Origin of the sequence: Arthrobacter sp. NQ7 (genome assembly GCF_029581595.2) — a bacterium.
In the GTDB taxonomy this organism is placed as follows: Bacteria; Actinomycetota; Actinomycetes; order Actinomycetales; family Micrococcaceae; genus Arthrobacter; species Arthrobacter phenanthrenivorans_B.
Genome location: NZ_JARFXU020000013.1, coordinates 31696 through 51139 on the forward strand (window position 1 = coordinate 31696; position 19444 = coordinate 51139).

Consider the following 19444-nt stretch of genomic DNA (forward strand, 5'->3'; position numbering starts at 1 on the left):
CAGCCGGCCCGTCCCACGGGAACGGACCGCAGGATCGGGACCGGCCGTCAGCGCAGGCCGCCAAGCTGTTGGTGCATCAGCACGAAGACATCGTTCCGGTGCTGTTCCAGCAGTTCACTGTTGAAGGAACTGCGGCGCTGCAGTTGGCGGGACAGAAGTCCCATGATTTTTTGCATCAAGGGAGCCACCTCCTTCCTTGGTATTTGGGCACGGAAAAGCGCATGCCGGATTAGCCCTGAATCCGTGGGCAGGAATGCGCGAATTAGGGTGTGGGAATTCCACAAACGGGAATTAGGGAAATTGCGCGGAAAAGCGCAACCTTACCGATTGCCGCTTGCTGCTGAACGCGGGGCGCCGGCGTCGAACGGCACAGCTGGATACGGAGCCTCCACATGAAAAGCAGGTGGGAGGGCCCGGGGAAGGCTATGCCGCCGGCTGGACACGGCAGTGACGCGGGCAGGCAGGTGCGGAGCTGGCCAGGGGCCGACGCGGGTGCCGCTACCGGTGCGGACGGTCAATGCAGGCGCAGTCCAGGCGCTGGACCCAGAGGGTGCCGATTGCCGGAGACTGGTGCCGCTTAGCCGCGCAGCCAGCCCGGGAAGGCAGCCGCCCGGCGGGAACCGTCATGGACCGAAGCCACGCGCGCGTCATCAGCAAAGGCCGGGAACGCAGTGATGGGCGTATTCCATTCGCCAGTCAAAGTCATCATTTTCCCAACCTCCTTTTCTGCTGTCCGCTGCGTGGATTGCAATGCGGTCATCGACCCAGGCAGATCGCCGTGGTGTCAGGAATAAAGGTACCGCAGGAAACTGTGGGAATCCAGCAATTCAGGGAAAGAAGATAAAAGTTTCCTATAAATAGGTTTTACAGGCCCCAGCGGACAATAGCTGGCGTCTTTTTATCCCACCCAAGAGTGCAGACCTTGGCCGTACCCAAAACGAAGTGCCGGCCCTCCGTGGCGGGCAGTTCCAGCCAGCGGGCGGTGAGGATCCGGGAAAAGTGCCCATGTGCCACGATCAGCACATTGTCCATCCCCGATTCCAGGATCCGGCCGATGATCTTGTCCGCCCTGGCCGCCACCTCGTCGAGGGTTTCGCCGTTGGGCACCCCGTGGGTCCAGATCAGGTAGTCCGGGTTGTCCTTGCGGATCAGGTCAGAGCTGATGCCCTCGTAATCTCCGTAATTCCACTCCACCGCGAGCGGTTCGTGCCGGGCATCGGGGAAGCCGGCGAGTTCGGCCGTGCGGCGGGCGCGCCGCAGCGGCGAGGTGAGCACAAGGTCGAAGTCGACGCCGTCCAGCACCTTGCGGGCCTCCACGGCCTGCTGCTCGCCCTCCACAGTCAGCGGGAGGTCGGTGAGGCCGGTGTACTGCCCGCTCTTGGACCACTCAGTCTCGCCGTGGCGGAGGATCCAGAGCTGGGGGCGCGGGGCAAAGGCGGGACTGGTCACTTGGACTCCTCAACAGGGGAAGGTTCGACGACGGCGGCAGGGGCTTCGGCGGCAGGTCCGGCGGGTGTTGCTTCAGGCTGTTCGGCCCACCAGCGGAGCAGGCGCGCCTCCGCTTCCGCCGTGGGCAGCGGCCCGTGCTCCATCCGTTCGTTCAGGAGGAACTTGTACGCGCGGCCCACCACGGGCCCCGGCTTGAGGCCCAGCAGGTCCATGATCCTCGATCCGTCCAGGTCCGGACGCACGGCGTCCAGCGATTCCTGTTCACGCAGCGCGGCGATGCGGGCTTCCAGATCGTCGTAGGCGAAGGCCAGGCGTTCGGCCTTGCGCTGGTTCCGGGTGGTGACGTCCGAGCGGGTGAGCCGGTGCAGGCGTTCCAGCAGGGGACCGGCGTCGGTGACGTACCGGCGGACGGCGGAATCGCTCCAGCCCGCGTCACCGTAACCGTAGAAGCGCATGTGGAGCTCCACCAGGCGGGCCACGGCCTTGGTGGTGTCATTGTCGAACCGGAGCGCCTTCATGCGCTTGGCCGTCAGCTTGGCACCCACCATGTCGTGGTGCCGGAAGCTCACCGCACCGCCCGGTTCGAAGCGGCGCGTAGCCGGCTTCCCGACGTCGTGCATCAAGGCAGCGAAGCGGAGCACGAAGTCGGGCCCCGGCACTGGGCCCGCCGCGTCCGTCTCCAGTTCCGCCGCCTGCTCAAGGACCTGCAGGGAATGCTGGTAGACGTCCTTGTGCCGGTGGTGCTCGTCGGACTCCAGCCGGAGGGCGGACACCTCGGGCAGCACGTGTTCGGCCAGTCCCGTTTCCACCAGCAGGTCCACGCCGCTGCGGGGCCGCGCACCGCAGACCAGTTTGACCAGTTCATCCCGGACCCGCTCGGCGGAGATGATTTTGATCCGGTCCGCCATCCTCTCCATGGCCTCCCGGACGTCCGCCCGCACCGACACCCCCAGCTGCGCGGCAAACCTGGCCGCACGCATCATGCGCAGCGGGTCGTCGGAGAAGGATGATTCCGGGGCGCCGGGCGTTGCCAGCACGGAGGCGTGCAGGTCCCGGACCCCGCCGAACGGGTCCACGAGCTCCATCGAGGGCAGTTTCAGCGCCATGGCATTGATGGTGAAGTCGCGCCGCAGCAGGTCATCGGTCAGTGATGTGCCGAACGCCACCACCGGCTTGCGGGAGTCGGGGTCGTAGGCCTCGGCCCGGTACGTGGTGATCTCGATCTGGAAGCCGGCCTTGCGCATGCCGATCGTGCCGAAGGCACGCCCGATCTCCCAAAAGTTGTCCGCCCACTTCTTGATCAGCGCCACGGTCTGGTCAGGCGTGGCGTCAGTGGTGAAGTCGAGGTCGGGGGAGGTCCGGCCAAGGAAGAGGTCGCGCACCGGTCCGCCCACCAGGGACAACTCGTGGCCGGCGTCCACGAAACGCTGCCCGAGCTCCAGGACCACCGGGTCCACCTTGAAGTCGACAGTGTGGGAATCAATCTTGTGATGTGCGTGCGACATAGTTCCTTAAGCTTGGCAGAAACCAGCGGCGCGGCAGTCCAAAAATGCGTCACGATCGGCGCTGATTGGCCTTACCCGCCGGAAAGTACGTCATATCCCGTCCATGTTGGTGTCATGTTCCGGTCATCACAGCAGGGCAACAGTCGTTAGAGTGGACTCCATGGCCCATCCAGTACCGAGCGCTCCAGGCAGGAGGACAAACGCACCATTGCCGTCGGCAATCGGTGCGCACGTCGCCCCTGCCCAGCAGTCGGCACCGGCGTCGCTGCCCACGGTTGAGGAAGTTTCTGCCGGCGGCGTTGTGGTGGATACGTCCGACGCCGGGTTGCGGGTTGCGATCATTGCCCGCCTTAACCGGGGCGGACGGCTCGAGTGGTGCCTGCCGAAGGGCCACCCTGAGGGCAAGGAAAACAACGAAGAGGCCGCGGTCCGCGAAATCGCCGAGGAAACCGGCATCGAGGGCACCATCCTGGCACCGCTTGGCAGCATCGATTACTGGTTCACCGTCAGCGGCCACCGCGTCCACAAGACCGTGCACCACTACCTCCTGCGCGCCACCGGCGGCGAGCTCACCATCGAGAACGATCCCGACCAGGAAGCCGTGGATGTGGCCTGGGTGCCCATCCGGGAGCTGGCCCGGAAGCTGTCCTTCCCCAACGAACGCCGGATCGCCGACCTCGCCCGCGAGGTCCTGCCCGGACACCTCTAGGCCCGGCCGCCGCCGTCGTGGTTGCGGTGTTAACCGCTGCCGGGTGAGACGATGAAGTCGATGTCAGCTACCAACTTTCCTTCCGACCGGTCCGGCCGGCCCGATGATGCCGCACCCGACGGTGTGCCCCCCGAGCCGGCGGCCCCGGACGTCGCCCAGCCCGCGGCCTCCGGCGTCAGCGAAACCCGTTCCAGCGCCATCATGGCCGCCGGAACGCTGGTGTCGCGCTTCCTGGGCTTTGGCAAGACGTGGATGCTCGGCACCGCCCTGGGCCTGGGTTCAACGGTCAATGACACGTTCATCAATGCCAACAACCTGCCCAACCTGATCTTCCTGCTGGTGGCCGGCGGGGTGTTCAATGCCGTGCTGGTTCCGCAGATCATCAAGGCCAGCAAAGCTCCGGACAGGGGAGCGGACTACATCAGCAGGCTGCTGACGCTGGCCGTCCTGCTCCTGTTTGGCCTGACCGCGCTGGTCACGCTGGCCGCTCCCGGAGTGATCGAGCTGACCACGCAGGGCTATTCGCCGCAGCAGAAGGCCCTCGCGGTCACCTTTGCGTTCTGGTGCCTGCCGCAGATCTTCTTCTATGGCCTCTACGCCCTGCTCACCCAGGTCCTGAATGCCAACGGCGCGTTCGGTCCTGCCATGTGGGCGCCCATCCTGAACAACGTGGTGGCCATCGCCGGCCTGGGGATGTTCATCTGGATCTTCGGCACGAACGAGTTCAGCCCGCACACCCTGGACAACTGGGGTTCCACCCAGACGCTCCTGGTGGCCGGGTTCTCCACCATTGGCGTGCTGTCCCAGACCGCCATCCTGCTGGTGCCGGTCTTCCGGCTGAAGCTCGGCCTCCGTCCGCGGTTCGGCTGGCGAGGTGTGGGACTGGGCCACGCTGCCCGGCTGAGCATCTGGACCCTGTTGACGGCCGCCGTCGGACAGCTGGCCTTCCTGTACGTCATGCGCATCGCCACCATCCCCGGCGCCGAACGGATCAGGTTGAAGGAGGCGGGGGACCCGTCCGCCTCCACCCTTCCCGGCAACGCGGTCCTCGAGGTGGCCAGCCAGCTGTACCTGCTGCCGCACTCGATCATTGCCCTTTCCCTGGCCACTGTGCTCTTCAACCGCATGACCAGGGCGTCCCAGGACGGCAACCGCGCGGAACTGCGCGATGCCCTCTCGCATGGGCTCAGGACCATGGCCGTGGCCACCGTGTTTGGCGCTTTGGCGCTGTTTGCCCTGGCAGGTCCGCTGGGCATGTTCTTCTCGGGCGGCCTGCGCCAGGACGGCGTCATGCTGGCCCAGACGCTCACCATCCTGGCGCTCAGCACGCCCTTCATGAGTGCCAACTTCATGATGTCCCGCGTGTTTTACGCCAACGAGGACGCCCGAACCCCGTTCTATGTCCAGCTGCTGCTCGCCGTGGTGTACGTGGCCGGCGCCTTCGCCATCCAATTCCTGCCGGTAGGCCAGATCATCTACGCCATTGCCGTTCTGTACATGGTGGGCAACATCCTTTCGGTGGTCATCAGTGCGTTCTTCCTGCGCCGCATGCTGGGGCACCTCGACGGCCCACGGATCGCCAATTCGTACATCCGGATGGGCTACGCCGCCCTGGGCTCGGCGATTGCGGGGGCCGGCGCCCTGTGGCTGATGGGCAGCTACACCCCGGACGGTTTCGCCTGGAGCGGCCGCCTCCAGGCACTCGTGACGGTGGTCGTGGTGGGGCCGGTCATGCTGCTGGTCTACTTCTTCCTGCTCAGGCTCTTCCGGGTCTCTGAGCTCAGCGACATGCTGCGGCCCCTGCTGGGCAGGTTTGGGCGCGGCGGCCTGACCCCTGCCCCGGACGCCGGGGACACGCCGTCGTCCCCTGCCGCCGGTGGAACCGGGGCTGAGCCCGGGCGCCGTCCGGAGCGTGCCACCACGTCCGTTGACACCGGCCTCATACCCCGGATCTCCGGGGAATTCGATGCCGTCTCGTTCCGTGCCGGGCCGGACCCGGACCGCGGCGCCCGCCGTCCTGAAACGTACGACGGCGGCACGCAACAAGGTGCTGACAGCGACTACCTGCCGGCCGAGGACCAGCCAAGTACAGCGCGCGGGGGCCTGCTGAGCGAGGAGATTCCCCTTCCGGGCCGGCGCACGTACCAGGGCAAGGCCGGGGAGAACCCGTATTTCAAGAGCCGCCGGCCGCGAAAAAAGTGATACGCACGGCCTCCGGCGCCCGTCTTCTCCACGGCCGTCCGGGCCGGATCGGCTAGGATCGAACAGGTACAGGGGTAGTTGCATTCAGGTTGGCCCATGCGCCGGGCCTGAATGGCGGTTGCGTCATTGAGCCGGCAATCCCGGACAGTCTAGGAGGAACACGTGTCCAACCCGATCGATGTCGGATCAGTACTGGGCGGCCGCTACAAGGTCACCGCCACAGTGTTGGCCTCGCATGACCACGATCTGGTGCTGGACGGGGTGGATCAGGTCCTCAACCGCCCGGTCAGCATCCTGGTCGCCGGACCGGAGAACACGGAGCAGGTGGCGCAGAGTGCCCGCGAAGTGGCCACCGGCGAGCGTCCGGGCACCATGCAGGTCCTGGACCTCGGCGTCACCGAGGATGCCACCTACCTCATCACCAACCACACAGCCGCCGCCGACCTGCTGGACCTGGTCGTGGCGCCCAATCCGCCCTACGTCGAACCGTTCTTCACCGACACCCTGGGCAGCGAGATCTTTGGCCAGCCCCGTTCGCATGAGCCCGAGCCGTACGACGAAGAGGACCACGTCGAGGCCGGCTACATCAATTACGCCGATTCCCACCCCAGCCAGGTGGATCCCTACCGTTCAGCACCGGCTGTGCCGCCTCGGCCTCCTGTCCGGCCAGCCACCCAGCAACCCGCTTCCACCGGCCGCAACGGCGCAGCCGCGGCGGGGGCTGCCGGTGCTGCCGCAGCCGCGGGAGCTTCTGCTGCCGGCGCTTCTTCCGCTGGTACCGGTGCCGGCGCTGGCGCCTCCCGAATCGATCACGACGCCACGGCCGCGCAACCTGTCGCCGATAGCCGTCCCCAGACCGCCCGGGCAAGTTCGGCGGAGGCGGACACCGGCCCGAACGATACCGCGGCCGCTGCCACGCAGGCCCAGCCCTCCGTTGACCAGGGAACACCAAAGGTTTCTCTCTGGTCCAACGATGACTATGCCCAGTCCGGGCAGCATGACCAGTACGACGACGCGGATGACTCCCCGGAGAAGTCCACACCGCTGAAGGGCAAGTCCGCCCTCTTCGCCCGGGCGGCTGCTCCCGCCGCTGCCGGAGTTTCCTTCGCGGACCGCGACGACTACGACGATGACGACGACAAATCCCGGGACCAGCCCCGATCCATGCGTTGGCTGGTGGGCGGGCTCCTCGCCGTGGTGCTGATCGCAGGCCTCATTTTCGCCGTCACCAACCTCGGAAGCCTCTTCACTTCGGAACCGCAGGCAAAGTCGTCTGCCCCCGCCAGCACCACCGCGCCGCAGCCCTCCGGGTCTGCAAGCCAGGCGGCACCTTCGGCCCCGCCGGTTGTCCCGCCGTCGATTGAGAGCATCAGCCGGCAGGGGAACTTCGACTTCGCAGCCACCTTCGACGGTGACCTGGTAAAGGCATACGACGGCAACGCGGCCAGCTACTGGTCCGACATGGAATTCGCCACGGAGAACTGGGGCGGCCTGGCACCGCAGGGTGTCCCCCTGGTTGTAAAACTGAAGAACAAGGCCACCATCTCCTCCATCACGCTCTCCCAGCTGGGAGGATCCGGCGGCAACATTACGGTCTACACCAACGACCGTCCGTCGCTGGATGGTGCCAAGACCGTGGGAACCAACAGCTTCACGTCCACCGACTTGAACGTGCCCCTCGCTGAACCGGTCCAGGCCCAGTACGTGATTGTCTCGATCAATTCGCTGCCCAAGCTGGCGGCTCCGAAGACCCGCTACGGTTACGGCATCCGGCTCGCCGAGATCAAGGTCCAGTAAGCCAACCCTTCCCGTTGCGCGTGTTACCGCCGGAGTCAATGCTGCGGCGCCCGGAATGTACTCTGGGATGAGCGTCCGCAGCGGCTGGTCCTCTGTCCTGCCTGCAGGTTCACCCCGTCCGGGCGCTGGAATATTCAGCACGCGGACACAGTTGTGCCATGTGGCCGGCCTCTACACGGAGGCGAGTCGAACAAGGAAGAGGTTCACGGTCCAGTGACCATCGAAGAAAAGACGGCGTCCGACGTACGCGACGTGATCATTGTGGGCTCAGGCCCCGCGGGTTATACGGCGGCCGTCTACACCGCCAGGGCTAACCTCAACCCTTTGCTCTTGGCAGGATCTGTCACCGCCGGCGGTGAACTTATGAACACCACCGACGTAGAGAACTATCCCGGATTCCCGGACGGAATCATGGGACCGGACCTGATGGAAAACTTCGAGAAGCAGGCCGCACGCTTCGGCACGGAAATCCAGTTTGAGGATGTCACCGCGCTGGATCTGCAGGGCCCGGTCAAAACCGTCACCATCGGCACGGGGGAGAGCTTCAGGGCCAAGGCTGTCATCCTCTCCACCGGTTCCGCTTACCGGGAACTCGGTTTGCCGAATGAGAAGCGGCTGTCAGGCCATGGCGTGAGCTGGTGTGCAACCTGCGACGGTTTCTTTTTCAAGGACCAGGACATCGCCGTCATTGGTGGCGGCGACTCCGCGATGGAGGAGGCCCTGTTCCTCACGAAGTTCGCCAAGTCTGTGACAGTGGTCCACCGGCGCGATTCGCTGCGGGCCTCAAAGATCATGGCCGACCGGGCACTGGCACACGAGAAGATCAACTTTGTGTGGAACAGCGCGGTGGAGGATGTTCTCGGCGAGGACAAAGTCACGGGTTTGCGGGTAAAGAACCTGCTGGATGGTTCGGTGTCTGACCTGGCCGTGACCGGCGTCTTTGTCGCCATCGGCAACGATCCCCGTACCGACCTGGTGAAGGACGTCCTCGAGCTAACGCCGGAAGGAACCATCGCGGTGGAGGGGAGAAGCTCGAGGACAAGCGTTCCTGGCGTCTTTGCCGCCGGCGATGTTGTGGACCCCACCTACCGCCAGGCCATCACCGCATCCGGTTCCGGCTGCGTCGCGGCCATCGATGTTGAACACTATCTGGCCGACCTGCCGGAATAGTCTGCCCCCTGTATCCGAAGAGAAAGAGATAAGGCTATGAGCAACGCCAAAGATGTAACCGATGCAAGTTTCGGTACCGATGTACTCTCATCTGAGAAGCCGGTAATTGTTGATTTCTGGGCTGAATGGTGTGGTCCCTGCCGCAAGCTGGGACCCATCCTGGATGAGATTTCAGTTGAGTACAGCGAAAAAGTCGACGTCGTCAAGGTCAACGTTGACGACAACCCGGCAATCGCTGCTGAATACGGAATTACTTCCATTCCTGCTGTTTACCTCTTCCAGGGCGGCGAGGTGAAGAGCACCGTCATCGGTGCGAAGCCGAAGCAGTTCTTTGAGAAGGAATTCTCCGACGTCCTTTCCTGATACGCGTCCTAAAGCGCGCCTATCTTTTTGAAATGGCCATCGCCTTCGGGCGGTGGCCATTTTTCGTTTGCGATGACCGGTGACAGTGGGCGCTGCCGTTACGGGCGGCTGTTGGCCTGGGAAGGGGAGCGCATGTTGCCGCCGCTACGCCTGCTGTTGGTCGTGTTTCACGTGAAACGTTGTGCTGGATCTCGGGACGGAACCCCGCGTACACGGCGACGAGGGCCAGCGTTTCGCTGTGATTTCTGCTCGTGATCGAATGCTGGTCACGAGAACGAGTGCCGGTCCCAGCTCTCACTCCTCGATGGGGGAACAGCTTCACAAAATCCCCGGCCTGCACCGTTTGGTCAGAAGTAGGGGCTTTCCTTCTCCAGCTACTCCAGGCCCACGCACGCGTGCCCTTGAGTGCACTCGTACCCCCGCACCGATCCACTCGCGCATCTCCACAGTAGTTCCTAGACGTTTCACTGCCGATGGAACTTGCCATCAGCAGATGACCCGATTTGATACCCGTGCGCTGGTGGCCGATACGGCTGAATTCCCTGCATCCGCAGAGGGCTGGGCGAACAGATGGTCTGCCACAAGTCCGTTTCACGTGAAACCATGCCGTGGTTCTATGAAATAGGTTACGGTCGATGCTCGAAACAGAAGTGGCAGGACTCGATTGCTCCTTCACCTTCCAGCCCAGGCTTTGATCAGGAGCAAGCAAACCCTGAGGCACCGTACGGGGACCCGTCGGAGCGGTGTGAAGCTGACGTAACGAATCTACCGGGCGGGTAGTCCGCACTTTCTGTCGCCTGCAGCGTGAGCGCACTGTGAACATCGTTGAGCCGGATCTCCGCTCTGTCTTACGCCAATCATTCCCGTTGCACACACAGGTGTGTCCTAGGACCACTATCCGAGCGTGCGTGCCTTAGACGGTCTAGCGCCATCTGCCCCAGAGATACTTTGCAGTTTCATCTGGGAAGCCGAGGCGAAGCAAGCTGATGCCGCCGGTACTAAGTACTAGCGAGCAGACCCGTTCCCGATGACGTACATCCTGCGGCGAAGGCCAGGAGTCTTGCAGGCCTGTGTCAGGGTTCGGCAGCTGGCAGCCGCCCCTGGGGCTCGCTCGGCCAGTTACACCCAGACCCCTGACATCCCATCTCCAGATACGGCCTTTGCGCGCGGCGGCCGGAATTCAGCCTAGGGTTCTGCGGGCTCCGGCGCATCGCAGCAGCGCGCTGGTTTGCCCTTCAGCTTCTACATATTCGTTACCCAATGCGCTCTGTTTAGCTGCAGTCCTCGAGACTTTGCAGATAACCACCCCGAGCTGTGCGACGGGGACATGCACATAGGTTGCAGGCGGCGCACCTGGTTTTCCAAAAAATTACTGAAGAATGTGATTGGCTCGTTTCACGTGAAACATTCCGGAGAAACGAGGAATGCTTGGCGATACATGGAGGTGCGGCATGAGTTCCTAGCCGCAGCCTTCGATACCAGCCACGAACGGTCGGTGGAGGTAAGCATAAGGTGGAAACGTCCTGCATCAGGGATCCGACGTCCTCCTACCAGGGACTGGCGCGTGGGGCACGTGCGCCCATAACCCGAAGCTCGAGGGGTGTCTGTTCCTGTCCTAGCGCGGTACACCAGACCTGCGAGGTGCCCGCCGAGCCTGCTGCGTCGGCGGAACGGCGCGGCCGGACTATTGAATGATCTTCCGGATAGCGACCCAAGTGAGGACGCCAAAACCGACTCCAGTTCGGTCTGTGAAGGGACCAGAGCGGGGGCGGATCGGTAACCGATGTTCCCCACGCTCTCATAAGGCAGTCAGGCGTCATCCTACTTGTCCACACAGTTATCCACATGGTGGTGCCTTGGTATCCACAGCGTTATCCACAGGGCCGGAGGTGTACGTCAAGCTGCGGACGAGTGGAGGGAGTTGGCGCGGTACTAGGGACAACAGGGGCCGGTTCCCTGCTGTCCGCGGGATCAAGATGCCAAGTGGAGCTCGCCGCGTGGCAAAGAAGCGCTAAGGTGACTAAATACGGGTGATCATAGGCCATATTCTGGGCCTGCCTCGCGTGACTGCCGGCGTTTCACGTGAAACAACGTCAAAGAGCCGCCCCTACGCAGTGGACCCGTGGCCGCGCTGGCTCTTATCCAGACACGTGTCAAGCTCACCGAACCAGCAGACGGCACGCATCGCGCAGCTCTATCCACAAAGTTATCCACAGCTATATCCACCGGTGAACAGCTGTGCCTGTGGATGGTGATCCACAACATTCAGGTCATCCGAAGCGCACCACCGGCCCGAGGTACCCGATATTGCGGACCCTCGAAGACGGGCCCTGGCAGGAGCCGTCCCAGGTAGATCGTCAGCCATATCCCAGGCTCCGACAGCTAGATCAGACATGCACGGTTCAAAGCGTTCCGCCTGGGCTCGGGGGACCGACACTGGTTTCTGCGGCCGGGAAGGCCATGTGGAACAGACGAGCGTAGGACCCTGCACCTGCTCGGGTGAAGGCCGGCCTTGCGCATGCGCAACCGCGAGTGCTCCACGGCAGGCGATCTGGTCATCCCCTTGCTGGGCGGAAGTATCAGTGGTCCGACTCTGGCGACAGTCCCCCTAGCGGTAGGAGGAACAAGGGAGCAACTGCCGCCAGGCTGAGCACCGCGGGGGAGGACCGAGTGGCCAGCGTCCCGCTTTGAGCAATTGCTTGAAGAGAGCGGCGCAGGCTTGGAGTCAGCGGCACGGACATATCCCACCCCAATGGAATGCCTGGCATCGACCGCTGCTTCGACCCACGGCCTCGACGCCGGTGGAACTGCATGGGTCAAGAGAGAGACTGGCGGACCTACCCCCTACTCAGCCCTTACTCTTGACCTTCACGCGCAATACGGTGGATCGTACTGCAGCTCGCTTCTTATAGTGCCCGCTTGCATCCCCCTGCTGGCGTCTCCTTGAGAAGGAAAAGCAGCACGCGTAGGTGGCGACCAATTCCTCACAGTCCTGGGGTATTAGCACCATCAGATCTCATACGGCCCGTCACCCAGTACGGCGGTCCAGGCAGCAAAAGCACTTGTTTCACGTGAAACACATCTGTTGTGAGTGCGTGTTCGCCCAGTTACTTGGGACGCGTTTCACGTGACACGCCGCGGTGTCTGCCAGTCGCGGTCTCTGCCAAGTGTGGTTCCAAGCACTGGGGTTGGCGACGTGTTTCACGTGAAACACGTCGCATCAAGCGAGGCCGTCCAAAGTATGATCTCAGAACTCCTGCCGCGCGGGAAACAGATTCGTGAACCACGCTCAGGCGCCAATCAGCATTGTTGGCAGCTCCAGGTAAACAACACCAGACGCTCGGATTGGCACCGAGTGGAAACACCTTAGTGTGAGGTGAGAGGGACCCTGCCAGCCAGGGGAAGACCTGGGTCACTGAAATCGCCATGCCTCATCGCACGTCTCATGGGCCGATAATAGGTCCCAGAATGACGGCGAAACGGATCATCACTCTTGGGGGGAGCGCGATAGCCAGTAGTCCACACCTTTGGACGCCCATAGGGCCGGGCATTGACCGCTCGCCGGTTTCCACATTCTTGTGTCTTCAACGGGATGGTCCCGCAACTCATCTTTCGCTCCAGCAGGACAACCACACACCACTTTCCTTGATCACAGACGCCCTGAATACACCGCACAAAAGGGGCGACGTAAAGAAGCCAATTCACGAACGAGGGCACCGTGCGCAGTACCACCGCAGCCGTTTTCAGGCGTGCTGGATCCGGATGTGAGATAACGACTGCCTGTCGAAACTACATCAGAAGGCCATCTTTTATGAGGGCTGAGGCCGAGGGCGGACAAAAATGTCGCGAGAGGTTGAGCGTCTCCGCGCTCCGCAGTCGTACGATCCAAACCGCAACTATCAGGGTGTTTCACGTGAAACGGCCAACAATCTAATCCCGGACAACCACCCATTGCCAGACTGACCTCACAAGAAGACGGCGGAAATCTTCCCAGCAGCCGCACAACAGCGGCGAATCACGATTGTCACACTGGATGAGAACCGCCACGACATCGGCGCTGTGGCGCTGAGGATGCAAGTACGAAACAGGAACTGGGACAAGTTGAGGGACCGCGGCCGGACGCATAGTGCCGGTGAGGCCCATCAGGGCCGATCAGAACACCCAAGAGATCTGACTGAACGGGCCAATCGTCGTTCATTGCAAAGAAAAGGCCCCCTTCGCTTAGAAGGGGGCCTGGGGGAGCTGAAGAATCAATTGGTTGAGCCAGGGGCCAGTACGTCCATAATCCGGTTCAAGTCCTCAACACTCGCGAACTCGATGCTGACCTTGCCTTTACGGACACCAAGGGAGATCTTCACGTTGGTGTCCAAGCGGTCAGAAAGGGAAGAAGCAAGGTAATCCAGGCGCTCGTGCCGGGCGCCGGGGCGCGGAATGTTGTTCTTCGCCGGCTTGGCAGGGTCCTGGTAAAGAGTTACTGCTTCCTCGGTGGCGCGAACGGACATTCCCTCAGCTACGATCCTCTGTGCAAGGCGTTCCATGGCAGCAGCGTCAGGAAGGGCAAGAAGCGCCCTGGCGTGGCCCGCAGACAGTACTCCAGCAGCTACACGGCGCTGGACCAGCGGCGGCAGCTTCAGCAGGCGCAGGGTGTTGGACACCTGAGGACGGGAGCGGCCGATACGGTCCGCCAACTGCTCATGGGTGGTTCCGAAGTCCTCCAGCAGTTGCTGGTACGCAGCAGCTTCTTCCAAGGGGTTCAGTTGGCTGCGGTGAAGGTTCTCAAGCAGTGCGTCCCGGAGCAGGTCGTCATCCGTGGTATCGCGGATGATAGCGGGGATGGTATCCAGCCCGGCTGCCTGAACGGCACGCCACCTGCGCTCACCCATAACGAGTTCGTAAGGTTCACTACCGGATTCAGTTGATGTCCGGACCACAATGGGCTGGAGGACACCGATTTCGCGGACGGAGTGCACCAGCTCGGCCATATCGTCTTCATCGAAGACATTCCGGGGCTGTTTCCGGTTGGGATGAATATCCGCGACGGGAATTTCCGCAAAACGCGCGCCGGGGACTTCCACCAGTTCCACGCCGGAATCACCGGTGGTTTCTCCAGGGGCAGCTGCTGCGACGTCATCGGCCGTTTCGCTTTGGGCTCCTGGTGCTGCACCCGGCCCGACCTCCGGAATGTCTACAACATCGGGGAAGGCCTCGGACGCCGTCTTGGAGTTGGCTGCAGGAGTCTTCCTGGCAGGAGCCTTCTTTGCAGGGGCCGCAGGAGTGGATTTCTTGTCCTCACTTGCCTTCCCTGATGCAGGCTTTGAGGTTGCCGCCTTGGGGGCCATTTCCCGCGCCTCGGCGGCACCGGCTTCTTTACCCTGCGCAGGTGCAGTATGTGCCACGGCAGGTTCTTCCGCAGCGTCCGTCTTCCGCCGGCCCTCCGGGAAGAACAGATCCACAGGCCGGGAGACCGTCCCACCGTTGGCAGACCCACCGGCTGCGGCAGAACTTGGAATCAACGCGCCAAGACCGCGGCCTAGGCCCCGTCGCTTCTCGCTCATGGGTAAATCCCTCCAGTGGTAGAGCCAGGACCAGCCTGACTCCATGCGTTGCGGTATTGAAGATTCTAGCGTTCCGCTATTTCAGCGGCGGCTTCCAGGTAGGACAGTGCACCACTTGATGACGGGTCATAGGTCATGACGGTCTGCTGGTAGCTGGGAGCTTCGGAAATCCGGACCGAGCGTGGAACCACGGCAGAGAGCACTTGTTCCGGGAAGTGCTGGCGCACCTCGGCGGCGACCTGGGCCGCCAAGTTGGTGCGGCCGTCGTACATGGTCAGGAGGATAGTGGAAACAACGAGGTCAGCATTCAGGTGCTTCTGGATCATCTCGATGTTTTTCAGCAGCTGGCTCAGGCCTTCCAGCGCGTAGTACTCACACTGGATGGGAATGAGTACCTCGCTGGCGGCACAGAAGGCGTTCACTGTCAGCAGGCCAAGGCTGGGCGGGCAGTCGATGAAGACGTAGTCCAGGCGTTCCTCGCCGTTTTTCTCGCGTGCCTTCGCATAAACGTCGATGGCGCGGCGAAGCCGCTGCTCGCGGGCAACGAGTGATACCAGCTCAATCTCCGCACCGGCAAGATGGATGGTGGCCGGAGCACAGATAAGCTTTCCGATGTCGGGGCAGGGAGCCACGACGTCGGCCAGCGGGACGTCGTTGATCAGCACATCATAAATACTGTCCACGTCGGCATGGTGTTCAATGCCCAACGCTGTTGAAGCGTTCCCCTGCGGATCGATATCAATGACCATGACGTTCAGGCCGGCAGCTGCCAGGGCGGCGGCAATATTCACCGTGGTGGTGGTCTTCCCCACCCCGCCCTTCTGGTTGGAAACAGTGAAGATCCGGGTCTTATCGGGCCGGGGCAATTGGCGGCCCATGAGGCGCTCCCGGCGCTTTGTCTCATGCGCCAGCTCCCGCGCGATCGGGCTTGAATCATCGATCGCATCAATCACGTTTGACCGACCGGAAGAGGTTGTTTCACGTGAAACTGCGTTACTGACGCTAGGGCCAGCAACCGTTTTGGGGTGATTGGCGCCCCGTCCAGGAACCATGGCCGGACCGGCCAACCCGGATCCAGCGACAGAACGTGCCGACCCCAAAGACACAAACGGCGGGATCCGTTGTGCGGAGGCTTCACTACTGGTCACTGGGGCACACTCACTCTCGTTCAGCCAATTTTGCTGCCGTGTCTAGCCTAACCGCTCCGGCCTGCTGACAGCCGTCAGCGGGTCCGGGGTCAGGACTTCTTTTGGGACTTGTTCACCACGATGCGGACCACCGTGGTGGGCTCCTCAAGGAGGCTGTCGCCAACCGTCAGCACCGTGGTCTCGACGCCTCCCAGCTTTCGGATGGTCTTGGCCGCCTTCTCGATTTCCTCGCCGGCGCTGCGGCCCTTGATGGCAACAACTTCGCCGTGGCCGCCCAGAAGCGGGATGGTGAGGCCGGCAAGATTGGTCAGGGCAGAGACTGCCCGGGCCGTGACGACGTCGGCCTCCACCTGTCCCACAGCAAGCTCAGCCCGAGTACGCATCACCGTGACGTTGTCCAGTCCAAGGTCATCCACCACTTCCTGGAGCCAGATGACCCGTCGTTCGAGCGGCTCGATGAGCGTCAGTTCAAGGTCGGGACGGGCGATGGCCAGGCACAGGCCCGGCAGGCCCGCACCGCTGCCGACGTCCGCGACGTGGCTTCCCTGCGGGATCTCGCTTTCGATGACGGCACAATTGAGCACGTGGCGGCTCCAGAGCCGGGGAACCTCGCGCGGACCAATCAGGCCGCGTTCCGTCCCGGACGTGGCAAGGTGCTCCACGTAGCGCTTGGCCAGTTCCAGGCGGTCGCCGAAGATCTTCTCAGCAGCGCGAAGCTCTGCTGCCGTGATGTCAACCATGGTTATAGGGCCAGCAATCTCTAGTCGGCGGAAACAACAATGTGGCGTCCGGCGCCTTCGCCCTCGGACTCGCTGACCAGGCCAAGGTCCGCGACGGCGTCGTGCACGATCTTCCGTTCGTAGGCACTCATGGGCTCCAGGGCCACGGACTTGCCGGTCTCCTTGACGGATGCCGCGGCGTCCTCGGCGATCTTCTGCAGATGTCCGGTGCGTTCCTGGCGGTACCCGTTGATGTCCAGCACCAGCCGGGAGCGGTTCTCCGTGGCAGACAGGACTGCCAGCCGGGTGAGTTCCTGGAGGGCCTCAAGGACCTCGCCGTCTTCGCCCACCAGGCCATCAAGCCCTTCGGCTTCCTCATCGGCAACGATGGAGATGTAGGTCCGGCCATTGCGGACCTCAATGTCGATATCGCCGTCGATGTCGGCAATGTCCAGCAGCTCCTCCAGGTAATCCGCGGCCACATCGCCCTCTTCCTCGAGGCGGCTGGCAGCGGAAGCCTTGGCGGCAGGGGAGGCGTCCTCATTCACGGGAGCGTCCTGATCTTCGAGCTCTTCAGAAAAGGCGTGTTCGGTGCTCTCGGCTGACATTACTTCTTCTTCCTGTTCTTGCGCTGGGGCTGGACGCGCTGTCCCTTGATCTCAACTGCGGCAGCCGCGGCGGCGTCGGCTGCGTCATCCCGCTTGCCGCTGAGGACGGACAGTGCCGGCAGGCCCTTGGCGGCACGGCGTTCGGCGAGGGCCTTTGCTGCGGGGGATCCCGGCGTCGGCATGCGGCGGATGACGAAGAACTGCTGGCCCATGGTCCAGAGGTTGGTGGTGGTCCAGTAGATCAGGACACCAATGGGGAAGTTGATTCCGCCCACACCGAAGACGATGGGCAGGATGTACAGCATCATCTTCTGCTGGCGCATGAACGGGCTGGCCATGGCCTCTTCGGACATGTTCTTGGCCATGATCTGCTTCTGGGTGATGAACTGCGAAGCCGTCATGGCCAGGATCATCACGATCGAAAGCACCACCACGGCGACATTGCCGGAACCGCCATGCAGCAGGGCCGCAGACAGCGGGGCGCCAAAGATGCTGGACGCGTCGAATTCCACAACCTGCTCATGGCTCATGGCCCCAATGCCGGCCCCCTGGTCCTTGGCGGCCGAGATGCCGGAGAGGACCTGGAACAGGGCGAAGAAGAACGGCATCTGGATCAGCATGGGCAGGCAGGCCGAGAACGGGTTGGTGCCGTGCTTCTTGTACATGGCCATCTGTTCCTGCGCCATGGCCTGGCGGGACAGCTGGTCGGTCTTGCCCTTGTACTTGTCCTGGAGCTTCTTCAGGTCGGGCTGCAGCAGCTGCATGCCCCGCTGGGCCTTAATCTGCTTGACGAACACCGGGATCAGGGCGGCACGGATCACCAGCACCAGCCCGATGATGGACAAAGTCCAGGTCCAGCCGTTGGCGGCGGGCATCCCGATGGCGCTCAAGCCATCGTGGAATCCAATCATGATGATGGAAACCAGCCACTTGAACGGGGCCATGATTGTTCCAAAGAAGTCCATACTTATCCCTATTCGTCAGGCCGCACTGCGGCCTTCTTCATCAGTCCGAGCAACCAGGTACCGGTCCGGATTGTTCAGCACAACAATTGTGGGGGTCTGGCCTGCAGGCCATTCCCGGCGGCCGGCGGGGACGTGGTCCACTCCGCCGGCGTTCCATGGGTGGCAGTGGGCAAGGCGCCGGAGCGCGAGCCAGCTTCCCTTGACGGCCCCGTGCACGGTCACTGCTTCAAGGGCATAGGCCGAGCATGAAGGGAAAAACCTGCAGACCTGGCCGTACAAGGGCGAAACCACCTTGCGGTAGGCCATCAGCAGGAGAATGAGGATGTTGCGGGGCAGGTTCCAAAGGAACCTCCCGACGGCGGCAGGTACGTTGCGGAAACGGGCGACGACGGCGGTGGCGTTAGGCACGCGTTGTCCCCTCCTGTGTTGTACCGGCCGAACCTTTGGCCGCCACCCGTGGGGTGCGGCCGGCGAGCCGGGTCAGCGTAGATTCCAGTGCAGCGTTATAGTCCGACAGCAGTTGGTCCCAGCTGGCGGACGCGGACGCAGGAAGCGCCCGCACCACAATGGCCAGTCCCGTACCGTGCTCGCGCAGCGAGGCAGCACCTGCTTCTCTCAGTCTCCTCTTAACGAGGTTCCTGACCACGGCGTTCCCTACACTCTTGGAAACAATGAACCCGATCCGGCTGGGTTCGTCGGCAGCAATGGCTGCCGCATATAACACTACGTTCCGGCGCCCATTGCGGACACCGGAACGTACAGTTGTTGAAAAATCGGTTGAGGTCCTCAGGCGGTTGCGGGCGGCCAGCACCTTAAACTCGCAAAGGGATGTCTACCGACAAGCCAGTTATTTAGGCCGACAGTTCGGTGCGGCCCTTGCCACGACGGGCTGCCAGGATGGCACGGCCGGCACGGGTACGCATACGAAGGCGGAAGCCGTGCTTCTTGGCTCGACGGCGGTTATTCGGCTGAAAAGTCCGCTTGCTCACGTTAGTTACTCCAGTGGATCAAAGGTGCGCCCACCCGATCAGTAATGGGGAAGAACTGGCCGACGCTAAGTTTTGTATATGCACGCCTGCCCCGGCTTCCCAGGCGTACTGCCTGGAGAGTTCAGATGGGGCCAAAAAGCGGACACAAAGGACTTCACAACGTTAGGGCAATCCGCTGCCCCGAGTCAAACCGGACGGCCCTCGCGCAGCTGTCCCCAGCTGTGCCTAAGTATCCCCAACAGCCTGTGGATGAAGTGGCTCACAG

17 protein-coding genes are annotated in these 19444 nt (G+C 62.8%); 5 read left to right on the forward strand and 12 right to left on the reverse strand.

What is annotated here, in order from left to right; genetic code table 11:
• Window positions 1-47 precede the first annotated feature (47 nt).
• The 4 genes from PUN71_RS14275 to PUN71_RS14290 all read right to left on the reverse strand — a co-directional run bounded on the left by PUN71_RS14275 (window position 48) and on the right by PUN71_RS14290 (window position 2954).
• A complete protein-coding gene (locus PUN71_RS14275) occupies window positions 48-176 on the reverse strand; it encodes a hypothetical protein (RefSeq protein ID WP_277798938.1) in 129 nt (42 codons plus the stop codon).
• A 401-nt stretch (window positions 177-577) separates the two neighbouring features.
• Complete coding sequence (locus PUN71_RS14280; protein ID WP_277798939.1) at window positions 578-709, reverse strand: hypothetical protein; 132 nt, start codon at window positions 707-709, stop codon at window positions 578-580.
• 155 nt (window positions 710-864) lie between these two features.
• Complete coding sequence (locus PUN71_RS14285; RefSeq protein ID WP_043448571.1) at window positions 865-1449, reverse strand: histidine phosphatase family protein; 585 nt, start codon at window positions 1447-1449, stop codon at window positions 865-867.
• Entirely contained in the window at window positions 1446-2954 is a 1509-nt protein-coding gene (locus PUN71_RS14290) for a CCA tRNA nucleotidyltransferase (RefSeq protein WP_277798940.1), read from the reverse strand. The genes PUN71_RS14285 and PUN71_RS14290 overlap by 4 nt, the downstream gene beginning before the upstream one ends.
• Before the next feature lie 208 nt (window positions 2955-3162).
• Here PUN71_RS14290 and PUN71_RS14295 point away from each other — a divergent pair, with 208 nt between their 5' ends.
• From PUN71_RS14295 to trxA, 5 genes are all read left to right on the forward strand, one after another.
• Window positions 3163-3663, forward strand: a complete 501-nt coding sequence (locus tag PUN71_RS14295; RefSeq protein ID WP_277798941.1) for an NUDIX hydrolase — start codon at window positions 3163-3165, stop codon at window positions 3661-3663.
• 60 nt (window positions 3664-3723) lie between these two features.
• Window positions 3724-5865: a murein biosynthesis integral membrane protein MurJ gene (gene murJ / locus PUN71_RS14300; protein ID WP_277798942.1), complete on the forward strand. Its 2142-nt coding sequence runs from the start codon at window positions 3724-3726 to the stop codon at window positions 5863-5865.
• 162 nt (window positions 5866-6027) lie between these two features.
• The gene (locus PUN71_RS14305; protein ID WP_277798943.1) at window positions 6028-7662 is read left to right on the forward strand and encodes an ABC transporter substrate-binding protein; all 1635 of its coding nucleotides are present in this window, start codon (window positions 6028-6030) and stop codon (window positions 7660-7662) included.
• Window positions 7663-7875: 213 nt separating this feature from the next.
• On the forward strand, window positions 7876-8832 hold the full coding sequence (gene trxB, locus PUN71_RS14310; RefSeq protein ID WP_277798944.1) for a thioredoxin-disulfide reductase: 957 nt from the start codon (window positions 7876-7878) through the stop codon (window positions 8830-8832).
• Between the two features lie 36 nt (window positions 8833-8868).
• Window positions 8869-9195, forward strand: coding sequence for a thioredoxin (gene trxA, locus PUN71_RS14315; protein ID WP_018762822.1), 327 nt, complete (start codon window positions 8869-8871; stop codon window positions 9193-9195).
• Between the two features lie 4250 nt (window positions 9196-13445).
• On the opposite strand, the gene PUN71_RS14320 is transcribed toward trxA, so the two are convergent.
• The 8 genes from PUN71_RS14320 to rpmH form a co-directional block, all read right to left on the reverse strand.
• Complete coding sequence (locus PUN71_RS14320) at window positions 13446-14750, reverse strand: ParB/RepB/Spo0J family partition protein (RefSeq protein ID WP_277798945.1); 1305 nt, start codon at window positions 14748-14750, stop codon at window positions 13446-13448.
• 65 nt (window positions 14751-14815) lie between these two features.
• Window positions 14816-15898, reverse strand: coding sequence for a ParA family protein (locus PUN71_RS14325; RefSeq protein ID WP_277798946.1), 1083 nt, complete (start codon window positions 15896-15898; stop codon window positions 14816-14818).
• 89 nt (window positions 15899-15987) lie between these two features.
• The gene (rsmG, locus tag PUN71_RS14330; RefSeq protein WP_043448594.1) at window positions 15988-16638 is read right to left on the reverse strand and encodes a 16S rRNA (guanine(527)-N(7))-methyltransferase RsmG; all 651 of its coding nucleotides are present in this window, start codon (window positions 16636-16638) and stop codon (window positions 15988-15990) included.
• 20 nt (window positions 16639-16658) lie between these two features.
• On the reverse strand, window positions 16659-17225 hold the full coding sequence (locus tag PUN71_RS14335; protein WP_043448597.1) for a Jag family protein: 567 nt from the start codon (window positions 17223-17225) through the stop codon (window positions 16659-16661).
• A complete protein-coding gene (yidC, locus tag PUN71_RS14340) occupies window positions 17225-18190 on the reverse strand; it encodes a membrane protein insertase YidC (protein ID WP_277798947.1) in 966 nt (321 codons plus the stop codon). Before yidC ends, PUN71_RS14335 begins: the two co-directional genes overlap by 1 nt.
• A gap of 15 nt (window positions 18191-18205) precedes the next feature.
• The gene (yidD, locus tag PUN71_RS14345; RefSeq protein ID WP_277798948.1) at window positions 18206-18598 is read right to left on the reverse strand and encodes a membrane protein insertion efficiency factor YidD; all 393 of its coding nucleotides are present in this window, start codon (window positions 18596-18598) and stop codon (window positions 18206-18208) included.
• Window positions 18591-19001, reverse strand: a complete 411-nt coding sequence (rnpA, locus tag PUN71_RS14350) for a ribonuclease P protein component (protein WP_277798949.1) — start codon at window positions 18999-19001, stop codon at window positions 18591-18593. The genes yidD and rnpA overlap by 8 nt, the downstream gene beginning before the upstream one ends.
• 40 nt (window positions 19002-19041) lie before the next feature.
• The gene (gene rpmH, locus PUN71_RS14355) at window positions 19042-19179 is read right to left on the reverse strand and encodes a 50S ribosomal protein L34 (RefSeq protein ID WP_003800212.1); all 138 of its coding nucleotides are present in this window, start codon (window positions 19177-19179) and stop codon (window positions 19042-19044) included.
• Window positions 19180-19444: the final 265 nt, after the last annotated feature.